Origin of the sequence: Alteraurantiacibacter palmitatis (assembly GCF_037154115.1) — a bacterium.
In the GTDB taxonomy this organism is placed as follows: domain Bacteria; phylum Pseudomonadota; class Alphaproteobacteria; order Sphingomonadales; family Sphingomonadaceae; genus Alteraurantiacibacter; species Alteraurantiacibacter palmitatis.
The window spans coordinates 171237-190669 of sequence record NZ_JBANRO010000006.1 but is presented as its reverse complement, the minus strand read 5'-3'; the positions used below and the strand labels follow the sequence as shown (position 1 = coordinate 190669).

The window sequence follows — 19433 nt, the reverse complement described above, 5'->3', positions numbered from 1 at the left end:
GCCTTCTAATCGTTCCATTTTATAACTAACTCAAGCCCTGATCGCCTAGCCAGCGGGCAATCACGCCCGCCACCGCGTCGCTGTTGGCTTCCAGCTGCATGGCGTGGCCGTTGCCGTGCACGCCGTGATCCTCCAGCCGCAGATGTTCCACATCGGCCCCGGCCTGGCGCAGGAAATGGACGATCGCGTGGTTGTCCGCCGCCATCCAGCTTGCCTCCGCCGTCACCACCACGATGGGTTTGCCGCACAGCGCAGGCAGGCGGCGCGCGGGCGCGGCCTGCACCTTGTAGGCAACCAGCCCTTCACCGGGCGAGGGCATATCCGCCGCCTGCGGAAGTTCGCCGGGCGCCAGCGGCGGATCGAAAGTGAGCGGCGCGTGGGTGATGCCATAGGGCAGCTGCCCGCTGATCGCGGCAAAGGGCGGGCCGAGCGGCTCCACCGCCACGATCGCGCGCACCAGATCGGGCCGCGCATCGGCAATCAGCCAGCCGGGCGGGCCACCGGCGGAATGGGTGAGCAGCACCGCCGGGCCAATCCGGTCGAGCAATTCCGCCCCGGCGCGCTGCGCATCCACCTGCGCGGCGGCCGGATCGGCCAGCGTCGGCCCGGTTCCGGCAAGGAAGGACAGGGAGGCCGGATCGTCCAGCTCGCCCGTCCCCGGCCACTGGCTGTGCAGCCGCGCCTGCGGGTAATTGTCGGCAAAGGCGGCGGGCCTTGTGAACAGACGTTCGAGGAAATGCGTGGGGCCGGGTGGGGCCATCGCGCCCTGAAACTCCGGGTGGAACGGGCTGCGCCCGTGTTGTGGCCGGTCGACGACATAGACCGCCCAGCCGGCGCGGACGAAGAAATGCACCCAGCCTTCGCGGCCATCGGCGGTGCCGAGGAAATCGGTGCCTTGCCCGCCCCCGCCGTGGATCAGCACCAGCGGCAGCGGATGGATCAGCCGCGCGGGTATCCAGTATTCGACATACATCTGCCCGCGCATCGCCTTGCCTGCGGCAGGATGGTCGATCAGCTCGCCCCCGACCCAGAAAAAGCCCTGCGCGGCAAGTTCAAGCGGCTTGCCCACGCCCGCCGCATGAAGATCTGCCGGGCGGTAGGAGCGCATCAGTGGATTTGTCCCTTGCGATCCCTGATATTGATCGCCACCCGGTCTGACGGATCGGCATCGGCCCAGCGGCTGCCGGGACGCAGGACATTGCCGATCACCTTATAGGCGAACAGCAGCAGCAGCGCGCCGCTTTCCGGATTTTCCTCCAGCGCCTTGATGAAGCCCAGATCCTTCTGGCGCTGGTCGGGGTCCTTTTCCTGCAACATACGCTTGTTCTCGGTCGCCGCGGGCGAGACGACTTCCCAGAACACGCGCCGCCGCTCGTCCGAAAAGCGTTGCAGGATGCTCTCGTCCTCCTCCCCGCGCAGCACTGCGCCCAGCACATCGGCCAGCACCATGCCGGTCCACACCCCGCTGGTGAGGCCGAGGCCACCGCACGGATTGGTCGCATGGGCAGCATCGCCGGCCAGCAGGACGCGCCCCTTCACCAATGTTTCGCCCGCACGCTGATGCAGCGTGTAGGGGCTGGCGGAAACGATCCGGTAATCCGTGCGCCCGCGCATGAACCATTCGTAGCGCTGGTGAATGCGCTCCTCGAAGGATTCCTCCGGCAGGGCGGAATCCTCCATATAGGTGCAGCGCCACAGGCCCTGCGTGTCGAGCTGGGCGATCACCGCCATGTTCACCGGGTCGCACACGAAATTGGCTGTCTGATAGCCAAGTTCGGTGAAGGGGAAGATCACATTGGTGCCCACGAAGCGTTCGGGCCAGGTGTGCCCTTCGAACGCGATACCCGCCAGCTTGCGCACGGTGGAGCGCGCTCCGTCGCAGCCGATCACCCATTTTGCGGCAAATGCCGTTTCAGTTCCGTCCGGCCCGACGACATCGGCGGTCACGCCGTGACCGTGATCGGCAAGGCCGACCAGCCTGTGCCCGAAATGCACCTCCACGCCCAGCGCTTGCGCGTGCTCCATCGCCACGCGGGCAACATCGTGCTGCCCGGCATGGAGTTGCCAATCGTAGGGGATGCCCGCCACCGGCTGGAATTTCACGACCGAGGAATAGCCGAATTCGGGCACATGGGTGCCGAAGATCCGGGTGCGAAAGCCGATTGCGTCCAGTTCCTCCAGTATGCCCAGTTCCTCCAGCACCGCCAGGGTGGAGGGAAAGTAGATCGCCGCGCGCGGGGAATTGATGATGTCCCCCTCGCGCTCGATCACGCGCACGCTGGCCCCGGTCTGCGCCAAGGCGAGCGCGGTGAGCATCCCCACCGGGCCAGCGCCCACGATCAGCACATCGGTTGCCGGGCTCATTGTGCTGCGCCCTCTTCTGCCGCGCGGCGCGCGGCTTCGGTCAGGACATAGGCGCGCACCGCTTCGATCTGGCTATCGTCGAGCCACGGGGAAAAGCTGATCATGCCGCGCTGCGCCAGGATGCCGTCCTTCACCACCGCGCTCCAGGCCGCCTTGTCGGCAGCGACGGGGCTTTTCATCAGGTCCGGATTGACCGGCCCGTTGTGGCAGATGGTGCAGAAGCCGAAATAGCCGGCTTGCCCTGCGGCGATCTGCTGCGGCGTGAAGCTTTCGGCGCTTGTGACATAGGGGCGCGGGGCCTGCGGGGGCAGGGGGTCCAGCTTGGCCGTGCCGTTCAGGCGGAACACCAGCAGCATCCCGTTGGGCGGCGGGCGGCGCATCCAGTCGGTCTGGCTCGCCATGCCCATCGATCCGCCATAGCCGGCCATGACCGCCACATATTGCACCCCGTCCACGCGGTAGGTGATCGGCCCGGCCATGATGCCGCGTTCCTGCGCGAACGACCAGACCTCGCGGCCATTGCGCGCGTCGTAAGCAACAAAGCGGCCCTGCGGCAGCCCCTGGAAAACCAGATCGCCGCCGGTGGCCAGCGTGCCGCCATTCCACGGCCAGTCGCGGTCTATCCCCCAGACCTCCCGCTGCGCCACCGGGTCCCAGGCCACCAGCCGGCCCTTGGTCTGCGCGGTAAGGTAGGCGCGGCGCGCCTCGGGCGTGTCGCCCGGCACCAGCCCTTCGGGCGGGGCGAGAAAGGAGACACCGGTGTTCCAGCGGCCGATATGGCGGGTGTAATTGGTATCATCCGCATAGGCGAGCGACGTCTGCATCGCGGGGATGTAGACAAGGCCCGTGCGCGGCGAATAGCTCATCGGATGCCAGGCATGGCCGCCAAGGCCCGATGGCATGATGATGGCGGGCGAGTTTTCAAACCGCGCGCCGGGACGCTCCACCGGGCGACCCGTGGCGATGTCGATCCGCTCGGCCCAGTTCTGCGTGGTATAGGCTTCCGCGCTGATCAGCTTCCCGTCGGCCCGGTCGATCACATAGAAGAAGCCGTTCTTGGGCGCTTGCAGAATGACCTTGCGCACCTGCCCGTCAAGGGTGAGGTCGGCCAGCGTCATCTGCTGGGTGGCGGTGTAATCCCATGTTTCGCCGGGATTTTGCTGGTAATGCCATTTATACGCGCCGGTATCGGGATCGAGCGCGAGGATCGAGGCAAGGAACAGATTGTCGCCCACCCCGGCGCTGCGCGCCCGGTGGTTCCACGGGCTGCCATTGCCCACGCCGATCAGCAGCTGGTCGAATTCGGGATCGTAAACCACCGAATCCCACACGGTGCCGCCGCCGCCCATTTCCCAGTAAGTGCCGGCCCATGTTTTCCCGGCAAACCGGGCAAACACTTCGTCACTGGCCGCGCCATCGGGGCCATCGGCGGGGTTTCCGGGCACGGTGTAGAAGCGCCAGACCAGATCGCCGCTGTCCGCATCATAAGCCGAGACATAGCCGCGCACGCCCATTTCGGCGCCCGAATTGCCGATGATGACCTTATCCCGCACCACGCGCGGGGCCATGGTGATGGTATAGGGCTTGGCCTGATCGACCGTGACCACATCCCACAGTTCTGCGCCCGTGGCGGCATCGAGCGCCACCAGACGCCCGTCGATCGTGCCGACGAAGACCTTGCCTTCCCACACCGCCACGCCGCGATTGACCACATCGCAGCAGGCATCCGCGCCCTTGGCTCCGTTCACCTGCGGGTCGTAACGCCACAGCACCTCGCCCGTGGCGGCGTTGAGCGCCATCACCTTGGACCACGCGGTGCTGATATACATCGTGCCATCGACCACGATGGGCGTCGCTTCCTGCCCGCGATTGGTATCGAGTTCGACCGCATAGGCGAGGCCGAGCTGGCCCACATTTTCCAGGTTGATGTCGGCCAGCGGGGAATAGCGCTGTTCGGCATAGGTGCGGCCATGGCTGAGCCAGTTGTCGGGATCGTCCTCCGCGCTGAGCAGCCGCGCCTCGTCCACCGCGCCCATATCGGCCGCAGTACAGGCCATCAAAGCCAGCGGGCAAGCCACGGCAATCGCTGCACCCCGTGCGAATCGCACCCAATTCATCGCCTGGTCCTCTCCCCGTTGCGCCCTTTGCGGACGTGATCATCACGGATGCTAGGATGGAAGTCGGCCGCTGGCGAGTCCTGCCGGCAAGGTTTTGGGCAGGGCGACGGGCACCTGATCCGGCCCCAGTTCGAACACCACATCCGCCCGCGGCGGCAGGTCGCCCAGCATATGCCGCGTCAACCGCTCGTAATGCTGGCAGAAGCGCTGGATCGCGGCCTCGTCCATCAGGCCGGGTGCGTCGGGACGGGCTGCGCGCAGTTTTTCTTCCTGTTTCAGCCGGTTGGCAATGACTGTTTCGAAACTGTCAACCTTCAGCATCACCAGCATATCAATGAGGCCGAACAGCCGCGCATAATCGCCGCGCAGCCACAGATTGCTGACCGAACGCCAGATGCCTTCGGGGTCTTCGTCGGCTTCGAGGCTGTTCACAGGTTCCAGCAAGTCCTCGTCCGCCTGCGCGCGGCATCCCACGCACCAGCCCTCCAGCAGCAGCACATCGACCGGCCCGCTGATCCGTTCCGCCGCGTCGGTGCGATCATCGGTGCCCTTGTCAAACCGGGGCAGGTCGAAATCATGCCCCGACAGGACAGCATCGACAATGGCGATGCCAAGGCCAGGCGCATGGGTGCCCGGCACCCCGCGCGTGGCGAACAGGGGGTGGACTTTCTGCGCAAGCTGCGCCCGGTCCGCCCGGCCCAGATACAGATCGTCGATCGACAGGGTGACGGTGCGCAATTGCCGCGCCCCCAAGAGCACTTCCAGAAAGGCGCAAAGCGTCGACTTGCCAGAGCCTTGCGCCCCGTTGATGCCAACGATCAGCGGAGAACTGTCCGCCGCGCGCCGGGCAATCGCATTCGCCAGCGGCTGCCAGTATCGGGCCACTACCTCACGATAGGAGGCGGGCAGGCCGTGCGCCGCAATCAGGTCTGCGATGGGATCCGATGTCATGCCACGCGGTTTGGCAGGTCTGTCCCCCGCGCGAAAGCCTCCACATTGGCGAGCGCACACATTCCCATCGCGGCACGCGTTTCCGCATTGGCGCTGCCCAGATGCGGCAGCAGCACGACATTCTCGATACCCAGCAGCGCCGGGGGCACGGCGGGCTCGGCCGGATAGACATCCAGCCCCGCGCCCGCCAGATGGCCGGATTGCAGGGCGGCGGCCAGCGCATCGTGATCCACCACCCCGCCGCGCGCGGTGTTGATGAGGTAGCTGCCCGGCTTCATGGCCGCAATGGCCGCGGCATCAATCAGGTTGGCGGTATCGCCGCCGCCGGGCACGTGCAGCGAAACGAAATCAGCTTTGCCCAGCAACCCGTTGAGATCAGGGCAGAACTCCGCCTGCAATTCGGCGGCCACGGCGGCATCGCAAGGGCGCCTGCCGTAATAGGCGATTTTCATGCCAAAGCCGTGATGCGCGCGCCGCGCGGTGGCAATGCCGATGCGGCCAAAGCCCACACAGCCCAGCACCTTGCCTTTCAGCGCGCTGCCGATGAGGTGGGTGGGCCGCCAGCCGCTCCATTTGCCGGCGCGCAATTCGCGCTCCCCTTCGCCTGCGCGCCGTGCCGCCATCAGGATGAGGGTGAGCGCAATGTCGGCGGTGGCATCGGTCAGCACGCCGGGCGTATTGGTCACCGCAATGCCTTTTGACCGTGCCGCTTCCAGATCGATATGGTCGAAGCCCACGCCGTAATTGGCAATCAGCCGCACGCGGCCCCCGCCATTGATGACCGCAGCGTCGATCCGGTCGGACACGGTGGGGCACAGCACATCATAGTCGGCCATCGCGGTGGCCAGCTCGGCCGCGCTCAACGGCGTGTCGCTTTCGTTCAGCGTCACATCGAACGCATTGGCAAGCCGCGCCTCCACCTCGGCAGGCCAGCGGCGGGTCACCAGAACCTTGAGCCGTTCCACGGGGGATCAATCCTTCTTCGCGGTGATGGCCTGCGTTTCCGCCGCCGTGGAGGCAGGGCCGGTATTGCGCTTGAAAATGCCGCCTTTGCCCGCCACCCGCACAAAGGGATCGGGATCGCCGGGTCGCTGTTCCAGCCCGAAAATCTCGAACAGGCCGGGGTGGTTGCCAAGCCCGCCATAAAGGGCGCGCACCCGCTCGATCCACGGGCGCAAGGGATCGTCCGCCGCCAGCGCCGGGGTCTGCGCCAGGCTGGCAAGCCACAGGAAACCGCCCATGATGCGGTAATCGGCATAATTGGGGCGGCTGCCGCCCAGAAAATCATGCTCGCGCAAAGCCATGCGCAGCGGTTCGAGCGCGGCGGAAATGGCGCAGAGGCGATCTTCGCGCCCCGCCTGCAAATCCTCCAGCTTTCCGCCCAGCATCACTTCGCGGGTGGAGGTGACATAGTCCTTGTCATGTTCGAAGCAGACATCGCGGTAATCGGCGCAAAAACTGCGCATCCACGGCCCCACAGCGGCAGGCCAGAACCACGCATCCAGCGCCTTGGTCAGCGCGGCCACGCTTTCATCGGGGATCAGCAGCGGGCGATCGGGATAGGCGCTGTCCAGATATTCGACGATGCCCCAGCTATCGAGCACCCATGTGCCATCATCCACGATGGCGGGCAAACGTTCAGTCTTGCCGCCGGTGCGTTCCATGATGCCGGTAAAGCCGCCATCGACGATGTCGAGATCGAACCCCTTGTGCGCCACGGCAAATTTGGTGGCCCAGACAAAGGGGCTGATCGTGGCGCCCGTGGACACCTGAAGGTCATAAAGCGTGATCGTGTTGTTCGCGGCCATGTGCGGGGTTCCTCTCTCCGGGGGGCTTGCTATGGCGAGATGGCCCGAAAGAAAAGCGAAAGACATTGCGCCGTGTCAGATTCCGCCCCTGAAGCCGCTCGCCAGCTTGCATTCGTCCGGCTGGATCAGCCCTTGCCCGATCTGGCGGGGCAGCTTGGCGCCTCGTTCGAGGAATACGGATTTGCCGTGGTGGAGGGGCACGGGATCGACCAGCGCCTGATCGACCGGGCCGATGCGCTGATGCGGCAGTTCTTTGCTTTGCCGGACGCTGTGAAGCGCGCCTATCACCGCACCGGGCAGGCGGGCGCGCGCGGATACACGCCCTTTGGCGTCGAACAGGCCAAGGGCGCGCGGGTGCAGGATTTGAAGGAGTTCTGGCACGTGGGGCGTGATCTGCCGCCGGGGCACCCGTATGCGGCGCATATGCGGCCCAATATCTGGCCCGACGAATTGCCCGATTTCCGGCCCGTGATGCAGGACCTCTACCTCGCCTTTGACTGGACGGGGCGGCGCATATTGTCGGCCATCGCGCTCTATCTGGGCGAGGACGAGGTGTTCTTTGAAGACAGCGTGCGCGACGGCAATTCGGTGTTGCGCCTGCTGCATTACCCGCCGATTGAGGCCGCGCCAGAGGGCGCGATCCGCGCCGCTGCGCATGAAGATATCAACACCATCACCCTGCTGCTGGGGGCAGAGGCGGCGGGGCTGGAATTGCTGGCGCGCGATGGCACATGGCTGCCCGTCAGCCCGCCACCCGGCGCGCTGGCGGTGAATGTGGGCGATATGCTGCAACGCCTGACCGCGGGCCGCTTGCGTTCCACAACGCACCGCGTGGTCAATCCGGCAGGCGATGCGGCGCGCACCTCACGCTATTCAATGCCGTTCTTCCTGCATTTCCGGCCCGATTTCCTGATTCGCCCCATGTTCGAGGGCGGGGAGGATCCGATCACGGCGCAGGATTACCTGATGGAACGCCTGCGCGAAATCAGGCTGGCGTAACGCACTCACCTCTCGGCCAGCTTGGCTTCCTCCAGCTTGACGAGGTGCCACAGCGTGCGGGTGACAGGGGCGGAAAGGCCCCTGGCCTCTGCCGCCTCGACAATCGCGCCGTTGATCGCGTCCACTTCGGTGCGGCGACCGGCCTTCACGTCCTGCAACATACTGGCTTCGTGGTTCGCGTGGTCGGTCATCGACACTTGGGTCAGATCGTGGATGGGCTGCGCGTCGATCATCCGCCCGTTGGCATGGGCGGCGGCGACGCCTTCCTCCACCACCGCGCGGATGGTGGCGCGTGCCTCCTCGCTCGCCCCCAGAAAGCCCGGCGTGCGGCGGGTGAGCGCGCACAGCGGGTTCATCGCGGCGTTGAAGATCACCTTGGACCAGATCGCCTCGTGAATCGCGGGGTCAAGCTGTGCAGGCAGCCCGCCCCGTGTCAGCGCATCGGCCACCTGTTCCGCCATGGCCGGGTCACCTCCGAATGCGGGATAGAGGCGCGAATAGCCCGTCCCATGGCTGCGCACCTTGCCGGGGCCGACCAGATCGGAAGGGAGCATGGACGCGCCGACCATCACTTGGGCATCGGGCACAAATCCCGCCAGCCTGGCGTCGTTGCCAAGCCCGTTCTGCAAGCTGAGAAGATGCGTATCCGGCCCGATGGCATGGGCGATGCCGTGCAGCGCGCCGAGTGTGTGAAATGTCTTGGTGAACACCACGATCAGATCGAACGGCCCTTTGGCCTCAGCCGGAAGGCGAGCGGGGATGGGCAGATGCTCCACCCCGGCGCGCGTATCGAGTTCAAGGCCGTTAGCGTTGATCGCGTCGATATGGGGCTGGCTCACATCCACCAAGGTGACTTTGCAGCCCGCCCGGTGAAAGGCCGCGCCGAACAGGCAGCCCATCGCGCCTGAACCCAGAATGGCGATGTTCATGCTGTCTCTCCCAGTATCTGGCCGCCCAGCAGCATCAGCAGGCGCACATCAATGGCAAGGCCCGCCGCGCGAAACGCCGCAATGTGTGCAGGCAAATCGGCCAAGGGCACGCGGTGCACCACGATGTTCTCCTCCGCCGTGCCGCCGCCCTCGCTTACCTTGGTGAGACCGGTGGCTTTGAGCAGGGTAAAGCTTTCACCTGTCAGGCCGGGGGAGGACAGATAGGCGCCGCAATCCTGCCAGTGCGCAGCGGTATAGCCGGTTTCCTCCACCAGTTCGCGCCGGGCGGCCTCCAGCGGGTCTTCGCCCTCCGCGCCGGCCTCGTCCCCGATCAACCCGGCGGGCAATTCCAGCACGCGCCCGCCCACCGGCACGCGGTATTGTTCGACCAGAATGACATGATCACCGTCCAGCGGCAGGATGACAGCTGCACGGATGCCGCGTGCGCGGGCCACATATTCCCATTTGCCCCGGCGCTTGGCGGTGATCCAGTCACCCTGCCACATCACCTCTTCGGGCGCGTCTGCGTCTTCCACCATGCAGGCGGGCGTAGAGGAGCGTCAGAGGACGATCAAGCGATCCGGCAATTCGTTCACGTCATTGCCGTCGCGCGGGAAATGCTCGGCCAGCACCGCGCCCACATCGCGCACGCCCGCCGCGATGCCTTCGGCCACGCAGCCCTTGCGGATTTCGGCCAGCATATCGGCCATGGCCACGCCCCACACATCGGCAGAGACAATCGCTGCAATCGCATCATCCGCGACGATTTCGGCGCGGTGTTCGTCCATCGACAGGTAGATCAGCACGCCGGTGCGGCCATGCGTGCGGCGTTCCGCGCCCACCTTGAAATGCCGCACCGCCGCGCGGCGCACGCGCAGCCGCTTCACCGGAGCGGGCACCAGCGCCATGCGCAAGGGCCGCCACAGCATCAGCGCCATCACGCCCGCAAAAGTCAACAGGCCAAAGCCGATGGCCAGCGTCAGCACTTCGCCATGCGTCCACTGGCCCGCCCATCCGGCGTGGAAAACCGCGTCCCACAGCCCGGTGTAGAAATCCGGGATCACCGCAAAGACCGACATGGCGGTAAAGGCAATGGCAATTGCCCAGACCAGCGCGACATCGGTATAGCCATCGCTCGCCTGCGCCACCACGGTGACAATCTCGCCGCTGGTTGCGCTTTCGGCCGCCGCCACCGCATCGCTGACAATCTGGTGCTGGCTCTCGTCATGAATGGGCATGGCCTACCACCCCCCCGACGCGCCGCCGCCCCCGAAGGAGCCGCCGCCCCCTCCGAAACCGCCGCCGCCAAAACCGCCACCGCCGCCAAAGCCGCCGCCACCCCAGCCGCTGTTGCCACCCGATGCCCCGCGCGCAATGGCCTTGCCCGCTTCCCACAGGATGATGTCACCCACTGCGCCCGCCACGCTGCCGCCGCGATAGCGCCGCCGCCCGCCGCTGCGCAGCATGGGCAGGATGAAGAAGAAGAACAGGAAGCCCAGCCAGATCAGCCCGCCCACCGGGATGCCGCCTTCGCCCTGCCGATCCTGCCCGGCCGCAGCAGCAATCGCGGCGGCTTCCTCTGGCGGCAGGGTCAGCTGCGTCATGATCCGCTCCGCCCCCAGCGCGATGCCGCCCGAATAATCACCATTGCGGAAGAAGGGCTTCATCTCCTCGATATATTCGAAGGCGAGGCCATCGGGGATGATCGCCTCCAGCCCGTATCCGACCTCGATCCGCATCAGCCGCTCGTTCGGAGCGACGATCAGGATGATTCCATCGTTGTTTTCCGCATCGCCAAGACCCCAGTAACGGCCCAACTGGTATCCGTAATCGGCAATGTCATACCCATCGAGGCTGGGCAGGGTCAGAATCACGAACTGCCGCTGGTTGGTCTGCTCGAAGGCGTCCAGACGCGCGGTCAGATCCGCTTCGGTCGCCGGGTCGATCACATCGGCCAGATCGAGCACCGGGGCGGTGCCGCGTTCGGGAAAGGCGGGCTGCGCCTGCGCGGCGGGGGCAAGCATGATGAGGGCCAGAAAGGCCAGCAGGATTGCCCGCAGCCGCATCGTGTTTGGCCCCGCCGCGTGCCCGGTCAATTGCCCGAACGCATATCGAGCGTGGGCGCAACCTCGGCCCCGGCAGTCACCGCTTCATACGGCACCATCGGCTCAGCGCCATGGATCACCTTGGCGCCGATGATGTCGGGGAAGGTGCGGATGGTGGTGTTATACTGGCGCACCGCCTCGTTATAATCGCGGATCGCCACGCGGATGCGGTTTTCCTGGCCCTCGATCTGGGTCATGAAGCGGCCGAAATTCTCCTGGCTGCGCAGTTCGGGATATTGTTCCACTGTCACCATCAGGCGCGCCAGCGCGCCGCCGAGCTGGTTCTGCGCCTGGCTGAAAGCGGCCATCTTGGCCGGGTCGTTCAGATCATCGCCCGAAAGCTGGATTTCGGGGCGCGTGGCCGATGCGCGCGCTTCGATCACGCCTTGCAGCGTCTCGCGCTCCTGCTCGGCCGAAGCCATGGTGATTTCCTGCAAATTGGGGATCAGATTGGCGCGTTCCTGAAACGCGGCCTGCACATCGGCCCATTTGGCCTTCGCGTTTTCCTCTGCCCTGGGCACCGAATTGATGCCGCAGGCGGCCAGCGCAAGGCTGCCGATGGTAATGGTGGCAAGGCGGGCAAGGCGCATGAACATCGCGGATATCCTCCCAAGGCACCCGCCCATCCGCGGGTGTATTGTGCATATAGCACGGCCATTTCGCCTTTCAAGGATTGCCGCCCGCGCAGACAGCGGCACTTGCCGTTAACCATCGAAGCTGGCAAGCAAACCGCTCCAACGAGGAGCAGGGGACACAAGATATGTTGAGCGAGTTCAAGGAATTCATCGCGCGGGGCAATGTGCTCGATCTGGCGGTCGCGGTCATCATCGGGGCGGCTTTCGGCACGATCGTGAGTTCGTTGACCGATGATATCATCATGCCGCTGATCGGCCGCATTGTGGGCGATGTGGATTTCTCCAACCTCTATGTTGTGCTCAGCGGCGATGTCGCGCCGGGCACCTCGCTTGCCGCCGCGCGTGAGGCGGGGGCCAATGTGCTCGCCTATGGCAATTTCGTGTCGGTCGTCATCAACTTCCTTATCCTGGCTTTCGTGATCTTCATGCTGGTGCGCCAGGCGAACAAGCTGATGCCCAAGAAGGTCGAGGACGCCGCGCCCGCCGGCCCGACCGAAGTGGAACTGCTGACCGAAATCCGCGACGCGCTGAAGAAGTAAGGCAAAATGGGGCGGCAGCGCTTTTTGCGCTGCCGTCCACTTTCCATTCATCCAGAAACGCCTATATCGGGCCTGCCGGTTTCGGCCGGCTATGGCGATAAATTGCGGTGTGCAATAGGCACAGCGGACCCGGGGGCAGTACCCGGCGGCTCCACCACTCTCCCTGTTATCGCAGGGAAAATGACGGGGCCGAACCAGGATCGACGTGTGTTGAAAAGCACTGTTTTCGCCCGGGCTGAGTAACCCGTTAAAGGCTCAAAACACACAAGTGCCAACGATAACGAAGCACTCGCAATCGCTGCGTAACCTGACGGCCTAACGGCCTGATCTTACAAAGCTAAAGCGCGGTTGGACCGACCGGGCAACAGAACGGATTCCGGGGCTCCGGGGGTAGCTAGCAACAGAAACCCCCACCTTCTCCCATTTGCAATTGGCTTTCCTACACGGCGCGGCGCGCGGCAGGCCTTGCCGCGTTCTTTCGATCGTTGACCCAGGGGGATTTCGCACCATGCCGCCATTTTTTTCGGGGCAGCGGTGTCAATTTCGCAAACCGTGTTTTATGCGCGCGTTATCAATATGATATTCGACAAAGTCGGCATCGTGACGATGTCAACTTCGTCAATTTTGGCCGCCGCGCCCGGTCAGGCCTTGCCGGCGGCCTTGGCCTCGCGCTCGGCCCGTTCGTATTTCAGGCAATCGAGGATTTTCGCTCCCGCCAGGAACACCGCGCCAGTGCAGGCGAGGAACAGCAGCCAGCCGCCCACGCCGGGAAAGGTCTTGAGATAGGCCGCGCCGCGCGTGCAGGCGCCGAGGGCAAGCGCATAGATGATCAGGAAGGCTTCGATCCGTGTCTTGATCACGAAAAGCCTGGAAATCTTGCGCAGCATTGCTCCCCTTTCTCTTTACCACTTCTCTCTGCAATCCCCGTGCCAGCCGCAGGTTCCTGCGGCTTTCAACGGTTAACGCAAAGCGGAGTGTAAACCATCCCGACAGATGCGCCGAGTCGCGGGCGTGCATCAGACGAGTTCGGGGATTTCCAGCGTATCGAGCAGCGCGGCGCGGGCCTGCCGGAGAGTGGACGCCAGGCTCTCCCTGCCGATATCGGCAGGGTCGATCTGCTGCGGCCAATGCGCGGCAATGAGCTTTTCCAGCGCATCGGCCTTTGCCTCGCTGAGAAGGAAGCGCGGGTCGATGGTGGCGGGATCTGCCACCACGCGCAGGCGCAGGCAGGCCGGGCCGCCGCCATTCGCCATCGACTGGCGCACATCGACCACCTGCACCCGGCGGATCGGGCCGTTGCCCGCCAGCATGGATTGCAGCCAGTCCCAGACCGGCGCGCTTTCCTTGCATTCCGACGGCACAACCAGCGTCATCTCGCCATCGGGCGGGGTCACAAGCTGGGCGTTGAACAGATAGGAACGGATCGCCTCATCAAGGCTCACCGCGCTGGCGGGAACTTCGACGACCTGCGCTTGCGGACATTTTTCGGCTATCGCAGCGTAAGTGGCGGCAGGATCGGCAAAGGCGCGTTCATGCGTGAACAGCACGCCCTCATTCGCCACCGCGACAACGTCATTGTGGAATGCGCCCGCCGCGATGGCTTCCGGCGCCTGTTCCACGAACAGCACCCGCGCCGGATCAAGCCCGTGTCGGCGCGCGACGATACGGCTGGCTTCCTCGTGCTGGCGGGCGGGGAAGCGGCCACCGGGGCGGCCATAGACGAACACTTCCAGCCCCGCCTGCGCGTGCGTGGGGCCAAGGCGCATATGGTTGGCCGCGCCTTCATCGCCAAAGGTGGGCGGCACGGGCGGGTGCACGGCAAAATGCGCAGCATCGGCAAAGACCAGCCGCAGCTGCTTGAGCGTATCGGGCCATTCGTGGCTGCGGTGCGGCATGGTCACCAGATTGGCCACGGTCAGGTGGCAGCGCCCGTCCGCCGTATCGGGCGCGGGGGATACGGTGGCGGCATTGGCCGTCCACATGGAGGACGCCGACCACGCGCCCGCGATGAGGGCAGGGTTCGTAGCCTCATCGGCCGCCAGTTCGTGCAGCCACGCGGTGTTGGGGCGGGGCAGCGGCACGAAAAAGCCCTGTGCAAGCCCCAGCGCCATATTGGCGCGCATCTTGGCCAGACCCTGCAACGCCGCAGCGCGGGGATAGGAGGTGCCGCCCGCATTCCGGGTGGCGGCCAGATTGCCAAGGCTGAGGCCCGCATAATTGTGGCTGGGGCCAACAATCCCGTCGAAGTTGATTTCTGTCAGCATCACGGCTCTCACCACCGCGCCACGTGTGTCACGCTGTCGCCTTCGCCGATATGCAGCGCAGCGGCGCAGGCCGGATCGATCGCCACGCCGCCTTCTTCCGGCGCAACCCAGCCATAGGCCGCGCGGAAGGAGGCCAGATGTCCCGTGCAGACCAGCCGCTTTTCGCCGATCTCGCCATCGGCCAGGCTGTGATCGATACGGGTGAGGGTGCTGTCCGTCGCCTCGCGCACGGATCGGATCTGGTCGGTGCGCACGGTCATGGTGGGGCCGCCGTCGAATATGTCGACATAGTTTTCCCACGCAAAGCCTTCCTCCTCCAGCATCCGCATCGCGGCGCGGCCCGAAGGGTGCGGCTTGCCGATCACGGCTCGCGCCTGTTCGGACAGCATGGCGATATAGACCGGGTGCTTGGGCATCAGGTCAGCGATGAACTGGTTGCCGTGGCGCGCGTTGAATTCGTCCGCTTCTTGAAAACTCATGCCAAAGAAACGGCCCGCGACCCCGTCCCAGAAGGGCGATCCGCCCGCCTCGTCAATCACGCCGCGCAGTTCGGCCAGCGTGCGGTCGGCAAAGCGCGGGCGATGGTTGCGGATGAACAGGTACCGGCTGCGCGCCAGCAACAGGCCCAGCCCGCCCGCCCGCTCACCCGGATGCAGGAACAGCCCGCCCACTTCAGAAGCGCCTTCCAGATCGGTGGACAGGTTGAGGATATCGGCGCGGAACGTGCGGCCCAGCTCCTCGCTGTGCTGGGTCAGCGCGCCGATGCGGTAGGAATAGAACGGCCATTTCAGCCCCACGGCGGAGAAGATCTGGCAGGTGCCGCGCACCTCTTTCGTGGCGGTGTTTTCCAGCACAAAGACGAACAGGTCATCGCCCGGCTCATCCGCCTCGCGCCGGAAGGCGGCGGCGGACTTTTCCAGCTTGGTGCGCAGCGCATTGCGATCGGGCGGCAGATTGGTGAAGCCGCCCCCGGTCAGCTTGGCCATTTCATACAGCGGTTGCAGATCGGCAAGGCCCGCCGCGCGGATGACGAAAGTCACAAAACATCCCCTTCTGCCAGTCGGTGCAGGACCACGGCGCTCAAAGCAGCGCGTTCCTTCAACGATGGCACGATCATGTATTCCTGCGGTGAATGAATGGCCCCGCCGCGCACGCCCATCGTATCCACGACAGCGACCCCGCAGGCGGCAATATTGTTGCCATCGCACACCCCGCCCGAAGGCTTCCAGCCAATTTCCTGCCCCAGCGCCGCGCCCGCATCGCGCACCAGATCGAACAGCTTTTGCGCCGGGGCATCCACTGGCTTTGGCGGGCGGGTGATGCCGCCATGGCTGTGCGTGGAAACATCATGCAGCTTTTCAATGAAGCGCAGCAAATCATTGAAATCCGATAAGAAGGCTTGCGCCGCCTCACTCGTCTTGGGGCGAATGTTGAAGCGCAGCACAGCCAGATCGGGCACGACATTATTGGCCGAGCCGCCATCGATCTTCGCCGGGTTTATCGGCAAGTCGTCATGGCTCATCTGCTTCAGCCGCACCGCGCAATCTGCCGCGGCGACCAGCGCGTTGCGCCCGTCCTGCGGATTGCGCCCGGCATGGGCGGCGCGGCCGCGAAAGGTTACGGAAAAATTGCCGCTTCCGCCGCGTGCATGGGCCAGCGTGCCATCGGGCAGTGCGGAGGGTTCGTACGTCAGCGCTGCAAACTTGCCCCGCGCCAGCTGCGCTAGCAACGGGGCGGAAGAAAGCGATCCGGTCTCCTCGTCCGAATTAAGCAGCACGTCATAGCCGATGCGCGCGGCGGCGGGCGAGGTTTCCAGCGCGGCAAGCGCCGCCAGCATTACCGCGATGCCGCCTTTCATGTCTGCCGTGCCGGGGCCGTTGATCGTTTCCTCATCCAGCCAGCGCACCTGCTGAAATGGGTCATCGGCGGGGAACACGGTGTCCATATGCCCGGTCAGGATGACTCGCCGCTGCGCTTCCGGGCGCACGCTCAGCACCAGATGGTGCCCGTGCCGACGCGTCACCACATGGCCGTTCGCATCCACGCCTGTCACTTCGGCCGGGTCGGCGCGGCGCACCTCGCCGGGAAGCTGGCTCAGACAATCGGCCAGCAGGGCGGACAATGTCGCCAGTCCGTCAAGATTGCCGGTGCCGGTGTTGATCGCCGCCCATTCCAGCACCCGGCCCAGCATGGCCTGCTGGTCGATCCCGGCGACAAGAGCCTGTTCGGTGGCGCTGAGTTGTTTCATATGCAACCGGGCATAAGGCAATAGGCGGTGCTGTCAATTCCCCGCACCTTAACCCCCGGCTAAGGCCGCAGTGCTAAGGCGTCGGGCCTGCAGGGTGCAGGCCGACAGGGGTTTATGATGGCGCTAGCGGGCAAGCCAAGGGTGGAAGCGCGCGTCCGGGCCGTGGTGCGCGCACGGCTGCGCGACAATCTGGGCGAACGCGACATCTGCCTGATCGACATATCGACGCGCGGCCTGCTCGCCACCGCGGCGCGCCCGCCTGTGCGCGGCGACTTTGTGGAAATCATCGTGGGCCGCAACCGGATGAGCGCGCAGGTGAAATGGACAAGCGAGCGGCGCTTTGGCCTGTTGCTGCGCGAAAGGGTGAGCATCCCGGCAATGATCGAAGGCGGCAAGGCATCGGTGATGCTGGCCGCAGCCCGCGGCGCAAGGGTCGTGCGCGGAAAAACCTCTGCCGATTGGCTGAACCCGCAAGTGCTTGCCCGTGCAGCGCAGCTCGGCTTGATGCTTCTGGCCGTGGCAGGGGCGGGGATACTGTTGACCGAGCTGGTGGCGGGCGGTCTCAATCCGGTGCGCGAGGCTGTGGAAGCCGCGTCGCATTAGCGCGACAGCGCGCCCGCCAGCGCCACGAAATCGGCCACGGCCAGCGTCTCGGCCCGGCGGGTGGAATCGATGTCCAGTCCTTCCAGCGCGGCCAGAGCGCCGGGCACTCCCTTCAGGCTCTGCCGCAACATCTTGCGCCGCTGGCCAAAGGCGGCCTCGGTCAACCGGGCGAGCATGGCGGCCTGAACGCCTGCAGGAGCCTGCGCCGGGGTGACATGGACAATCGCACTCATCACCTTGGGCGGCGGGGTAAAGGCGCTGCGATGCACTTTCATCGCCAGCTTCGGAATGCTGCGCCACTGCGCCAGCACCGCAAGTCGGCCATAGGCGTCAGAGCCGGGTTCGGCCACGATGCGCTGCGCGACTTCCTGCTGGAACATCAGCGTCAGCGATGTCCATTGCGGCGGCCATGTTCCGCCATCGCTTTCGGGCGAAAGCCAGCGGGTGAACAGCGCGGTGCCGACATTGTAGGGCAGGTTGGCAACCACGGCGAAGGGCTGCCCCTCCATCAGCGCGCCGTGATCGATCTTCAGCGCATCGCCTTCCACCACGGCAAGCTGGCCGGGAAAGGCCGCGCCCAGTTCTTCAAGCGCTGGCAGGCAGCGGCGATCCATCTCGATGGCCGTGACCTGCGCGCCTGCGCGCAGCAAGGCACGCGTGAGGCCGCCGGGGCCGGGGCCAATTTCGAGCACGCGCTTGCCCGCCAGATCGCCGGGGATGCGGGCAATCCGGCCCAGCAAATGTTCGTCGAACAGGAAATTCTGGCCCAGCGCCTTGGACGCGCTCAGCCCGTGCGCGGCGATGACTTCCCGCAGAGGTGGTAGCTGGGGGGGCAAGTTCACGCGGTGTCCTTGGCCCGAAAAGCCGCCGCCTGTGCCGCCATGCGGATGGCAGCCAGCAGCGAATCGGGCCGCGCCAACCCCTTGCCCGCAATATCGAAGGCGGTGCCGTGATCGGGCGAGGTGCGGATGATCGGCAGCCCCAGCGTCATGTTCACGCCGTTGTCGAAATCCAGCGTTTTCAGCGGCACCAGCGCCTGATCGTGATACATCGCCACCGCCACATCGTAGGATCCGCGCTTGTGCGGGGCGAACAGCGTATCGGCCGGATGCGGGCCGGTGGCGTTGATGCCTTCGGCCTGCAAGGCGGCAATGGCGGGGGCGATCACGCGCGCTTCCTCATCGCCCATGCGCCCTTTTTCGCCGGCATGAGGGTTGAGGCCGGCCAGCGCCAGATGCGGGTGGGCCATCCCGAAATCGCGCCGCAGCGCGGCGGCGATCACGCGGCAGCGGCGCAGGATCAGTTCCTGCGTGATGGCAGCCGAAACCCGTGCCAGCGGGATATGGATCGTCAGCGGCACGGTGCGCAGGGATGGCCCGGCCAGCATCATCACCGCATCCTCCTCCTCCACGCCGCAGACATGGGCGAGGAATTCGGTCTGGCCGGGATGGGTAAAGCCGATTGCGGCCAATTGCGCCTTGGCCACCGGTGCCGTCACCAGCGCGGCGACTTTGCCGGACAGCGCCAAGTGCGCGGCGCGGGTCAACGAAGCAAGCGCCAGACGCGCCCCTGTTTCGGTGGGTTGGCCGGGAGTGAACACATCGTCGCCTGCATCGGCCAGCACGGGCAGGGCAGTGGGAAAGACGCCCGTTGCCTCGTGCACGCTGTGAATAGGCACCAGCGGCAGCGCGATCCCCCGGCTGCCCGCGGCCTGCGCCAGCACGCCGGCCCCACCTGTCACCAGAAAGGGCGGCAAGGCCTGTTCGCCGCGCGCCATCCACGCCCGTGCGATCAGTTCCGGCCCCACGCCCGCCGGATCGCCCAGCGAGATGGCAAGCGGGGGCAGGTCAGGCACGGGAGACTGCGCCAAG

20 protein-coding genes and 1 other RNA gene are annotated in these 19433 nt (G+C 65.6%); 4 read left to right on the top strand and 17 right to left on the bottom strand.

Annotated features, from left to right (window positions below; all coding sequences use genetic code 11):
- Positions 1-25: 25 nt before the first annotated feature.
- The 6 genes from WFP44_RS09240 to WFP44_RS09215 all read right to left on the bottom strand — a co-directional run bounded on the left by WFP44_RS09240 (position 26) and on the right by WFP44_RS09215 (position 7240).
- On the bottom strand, positions 26-1108 hold the full coding sequence (locus tag WFP44_RS09240; RefSeq protein ID WP_336926252.1) for an alpha/beta hydrolase: 1083 nt from the start codon (positions 1106-1108) through the stop codon (positions 26-28).
- A complete protein-coding gene (locus WFP44_RS09235) occupies positions 1108-2364 on the bottom strand; it encodes an FAD-dependent oxidoreductase (protein WP_336926251.1) in 1257 nt (418 codons plus the stop codon). The genes WFP44_RS09240 and WFP44_RS09235 overlap by 1 nt, the downstream gene beginning before the upstream one ends.
- On the bottom strand, positions 2361-4421 hold the full coding sequence (locus WFP44_RS09230) for a PQQ-dependent dehydrogenase, methanol/ethanol family (protein ID WP_336926250.1): 2061 nt from the start codon (positions 4419-4421) through the stop codon (positions 2361-2363). Before WFP44_RS09230 ends, WFP44_RS09235 begins: the two co-directional genes overlap by 4 nt.
- 111 nt (positions 4422-4532) lie before the next feature.
- On the bottom strand, positions 4533-5432 hold the full coding sequence (locus tag WFP44_RS09225) for a kinase (RefSeq protein ID WP_336926249.1): 900 nt from the start codon (positions 5430-5432) through the stop codon (positions 4533-4535).
- The gene (locus WFP44_RS09220; protein WP_336926248.1) at positions 5429-6397 is read right to left on the bottom strand and encodes a 2-hydroxyacid dehydrogenase; all 969 of its coding nucleotides are present in this window, start codon (positions 6395-6397) and stop codon (positions 5429-5431) included. Before WFP44_RS09220 ends, WFP44_RS09225 begins: the two co-directional genes overlap by 4 nt.
- A gap of 6 nt (positions 6398-6403) precedes the next feature.
- On the bottom strand, positions 6404-7240 hold the full coding sequence (locus WFP44_RS09215; protein ID WP_336926247.1) for a beta-etherase: 837 nt from the start codon (positions 7238-7240) through the stop codon (positions 6404-6406).
- Positions 7241-7279: 39 nt separating this feature from the next.
- On the opposite strand from WFP44_RS09215, the gene WFP44_RS09210 reads away from it, so the two are divergent.
- The gene (locus WFP44_RS09210; protein WP_377922853.1) at positions 7280-8239 is read left to right on the top strand and encodes an isopenicillin N synthase family dioxygenase; all 960 of its coding nucleotides are present in this window, start codon (positions 7280-7282) and stop codon (positions 8237-8239) included.
- Between the two features lie 5 nt (positions 8240-8244).
- On the opposite strand, the gene WFP44_RS09205 is transcribed toward WFP44_RS09210, so the two are convergent.
- From WFP44_RS09205 to WFP44_RS09185, 5 genes are read right to left on the bottom strand one after another with little or no spacing between them, the layout of a single operon-like run.
- On the bottom strand, positions 8245-9168 hold the full coding sequence (locus WFP44_RS09205) for a ketopantoate reductase family protein (protein ID WP_336926245.1): 924 nt from the start codon (positions 9166-9168) through the stop codon (positions 8245-8247).
- Positions 9165-9707: an NUDIX hydrolase gene (locus WFP44_RS09200; protein ID WP_336926244.1), complete on the bottom strand. Its 543-nt coding sequence runs from the start codon at positions 9705-9707 to the stop codon at positions 9165-9167. The genes WFP44_RS09205 and WFP44_RS09200 overlap by 4 nt, the downstream gene beginning before the upstream one ends.
- A 21-nt stretch (positions 9708-9728) precedes the next feature.
- Complete coding sequence (locus tag WFP44_RS09195) at positions 9729-10406, bottom strand: TPM domain-containing protein (RefSeq protein ID WP_336926243.1); 678 nt, start codon at positions 10404-10406, stop codon at positions 9729-9731.
- A gap of 3 nt (positions 10407-10409) precedes the next feature.
- Positions 10410-11234: a TPM domain-containing protein gene (locus WFP44_RS09190; protein ID WP_336926242.1), complete on the bottom strand. Its 825-nt coding sequence runs from the start codon at positions 11232-11234 to the stop codon at positions 10410-10412.
- A 26-nt stretch (positions 11235-11260) separates the two neighbouring features.
- On the bottom strand, positions 11261-11869 hold the full coding sequence (locus tag WFP44_RS09185; protein ID WP_336926241.1) for a LemA family protein: 609 nt from the start codon (positions 11867-11869) through the stop codon (positions 11261-11263).
- Positions 11870-12033: 164 nt separating this feature from the next.
- Between WFP44_RS09185 and mscL the strand changes: the two genes are divergently transcribed.
- Together mscL and ssrA are read left to right on the top strand one after the other, a co-directional pair.
- Positions 12034-12447 carry a large conductance mechanosensitive channel protein MscL gene (gene mscL, locus WFP44_RS09180; RefSeq protein WP_336926240.1) on the top strand — a complete coding sequence of 138 codons (414 nt, stop codon included), beginning with the start codon at positions 12034-12036 and terminating at the stop codon, positions 12445-12447.
- Positions 12448-12483: 36 nt separating this feature from the next.
- Positions 12484-12826, top strand: a transfer-messenger RNA (tmRNA) gene (gene ssrA / locus WFP44_RS09175).
- Positions 12827-13088: 262 nt separating this feature from the next.
- Here ssrA and WFP44_RS09170 read toward each other — a convergent pair.
- The 4 genes from WFP44_RS09170 to WFP44_RS09155 all read right to left on the bottom strand — a co-directional run bounded on the left by WFP44_RS09170 (position 13089) and on the right by WFP44_RS09155 (position 16959).
- Positions 13089-13334 carry a hypothetical protein gene (locus WFP44_RS09170; protein ID WP_336926239.1) on the bottom strand — a complete coding sequence of 82 codons (246 nt, stop codon included), beginning with the start codon at positions 13332-13334 and terminating at the stop codon, positions 13089-13091.
- Between the two features lie 129 nt (positions 13335-13463).
- A complete protein-coding gene (locus WFP44_RS09165) occupies positions 13464-14714 on the bottom strand; it encodes an N-succinylarginine dihydrolase (RefSeq protein WP_336926238.1) in 1251 nt (416 codons plus the stop codon).
- 5 nt (positions 14715-14719) lie between these two features.
- Positions 14720-15751 (bottom strand): arginine N-succinyltransferase, encoded by a 1032-nt coding sequence (locus WFP44_RS09160; protein ID WP_336926237.1) that lies wholly within the window; start codon positions 15749-15751, stop codon positions 14720-14722.
- The gene (locus WFP44_RS09155) at positions 15748-16959 is read right to left on the bottom strand and encodes a hydrolase (protein WP_336926236.1); all 1212 of its coding nucleotides are present in this window, start codon (positions 16957-16959) and stop codon (positions 15748-15750) included. Before WFP44_RS09155 ends, WFP44_RS09160 begins: the two co-directional genes overlap by 4 nt.
- Positions 16960-17073: 114 nt before the next feature.
- Between WFP44_RS09155 and WFP44_RS09150 the strand changes: the two genes are divergently transcribed.
- Complete coding sequence (locus tag WFP44_RS09150) at positions 17074-17562, top strand: hypothetical protein (RefSeq protein WP_336926234.1); 489 nt, start codon at positions 17074-17076, stop codon at positions 17560-17562.
- Here WFP44_RS09150 and rsmA read toward each other — a convergent pair.
- Together rsmA and pdxA are read right to left on the bottom strand one after the other, a co-directional pair.
- Positions 17559-18404 carry a 16S rRNA (adenine(1518)-N(6)/adenine(1519)-N(6))-dimethyltransferase RsmA gene (rsmA, locus tag WFP44_RS09145; RefSeq protein WP_336926233.1) on the bottom strand — a complete coding sequence of 282 codons (846 nt, stop codon included), beginning with the start codon at positions 18402-18404 and terminating at the stop codon, positions 17559-17561. The two genes, WFP44_RS09150 and rsmA, sit on opposite strands and share 4 nt — an antisense overlap.
- Positions 18401-19432: a 4-hydroxythreonine-4-phosphate dehydrogenase PdxA gene (gene pdxA / locus WFP44_RS09140; protein ID WP_336926232.1), complete on the bottom strand. Its 1032-nt coding sequence runs from the start codon at positions 19430-19432 to the stop codon at positions 18401-18403. The genes rsmA and pdxA overlap by 4 nt, the downstream gene beginning before the upstream one ends.
- Between the last annotated feature and the right edge of the window lies 1 nt (position 19433).

What these genes read in the sequence shown, in the direction of transcription:
- WFP44_RS09155 (WP_336926236.1), bottom strand. Translation starts at nt 16,959, where the DNA reads ATGAAACAACTCAGCGCCACCGAACAGGCTCTTGTCGCCGGGATCGAC.
- mscL (WP_336926240.1), top strand. Translation starts at nt 12,034, where the DNA reads ATGTTGAGCGAGTTCAAGGAATTCATCGCGCGGGGCAATGTGCTCGAT.
- WFP44_RS09200 (WP_336926244.1), bottom strand. Translation starts at nt 9,707, where the DNA reads ATGGTGGAAGACGCAGACGCGCCCGAAGAGGTGATGTGGCAGGGTGAC.
- WFP44_RS09240 (WP_336926252.1), bottom strand. Translation starts at nt 1,108, where the DNA reads ATGCGCTCCTACCGCCCGGCAGATCTTCATGCGGCGGGCGTGGGCAAG.
- WFP44_RS09150 (WP_336926234.1), top strand. Translation starts at nt 17,074, where the DNA reads ATGATGGCGCTAGCGGGCAAGCCAAGGGTGGAAGCGCGCGTCCGGGCC.
- WFP44_RS09225 (WP_336926249.1), bottom strand. Translation starts at nt 5,432, where the DNA reads ATGACATCGGATCCCATCGCAGACCTGATTGCGGCGCACGGCCTGCCC.
- WFP44_RS09210 (WP_377922853.1), top strand. Translation starts at nt 7,280, where the DNA reads ATGGCCCGAAAGAAAAGCGAAAGACATTGCGCCGTGTCAGATTCCGCC.
- WFP44_RS09195 (WP_336926243.1), bottom strand. Translation starts at nt 10,406, where the DNA reads ATGCCCATTCATGACGAGAGCCAGCACCAGATTGTCAGCGATGCGGTG.
- WFP44_RS09170 (WP_336926239.1), bottom strand. Translation starts at nt 13,334, where the DNA reads ATGCTGCGCAAGATTTCCAGGCTTTTCGTGATCAAGACACGGATCGAA.
- WFP44_RS09235 (WP_336926251.1), bottom strand. Translation starts at nt 2,364, where the DNA reads ATGAGCCCGGCAACCGATGTGCTGATCGTGGGCGCTGGCCCGGTGGGG.
- WFP44_RS09230 (WP_336926250.1), bottom strand. Translation starts at nt 4,421, where the DNA reads ATGGCCTGTACTGCGGCCGATATGGGCGCGGTGGACGAGGCGCGGCTG.
- WFP44_RS09190 (WP_336926242.1), bottom strand. Translation starts at nt 11,234, where the DNA reads ATGCGGCTGCGGGCAATCCTGCTGGCCTTTCTGGCCCTCATCATGCTT.
- WFP44_RS09185 (WP_336926241.1), bottom strand. Translation starts at nt 11,869, where the DNA reads ATGTTCATGCGCCTTGCCCGCCTTGCCACCATTACCATCGGCAGCCTT.
- WFP44_RS09215 (WP_336926247.1), bottom strand. Translation starts at nt 7,240, where the DNA reads ATGGCCGCGAACAACACGATCACGCTTTATGACCTTCAGGTGTCCACG.
- WFP44_RS09205 (WP_336926245.1), bottom strand. Translation starts at nt 9,168, where the DNA reads ATGAACATCGCCATTCTGGGTTCAGGCGCGATGGGCTGCCTGTTCGGC.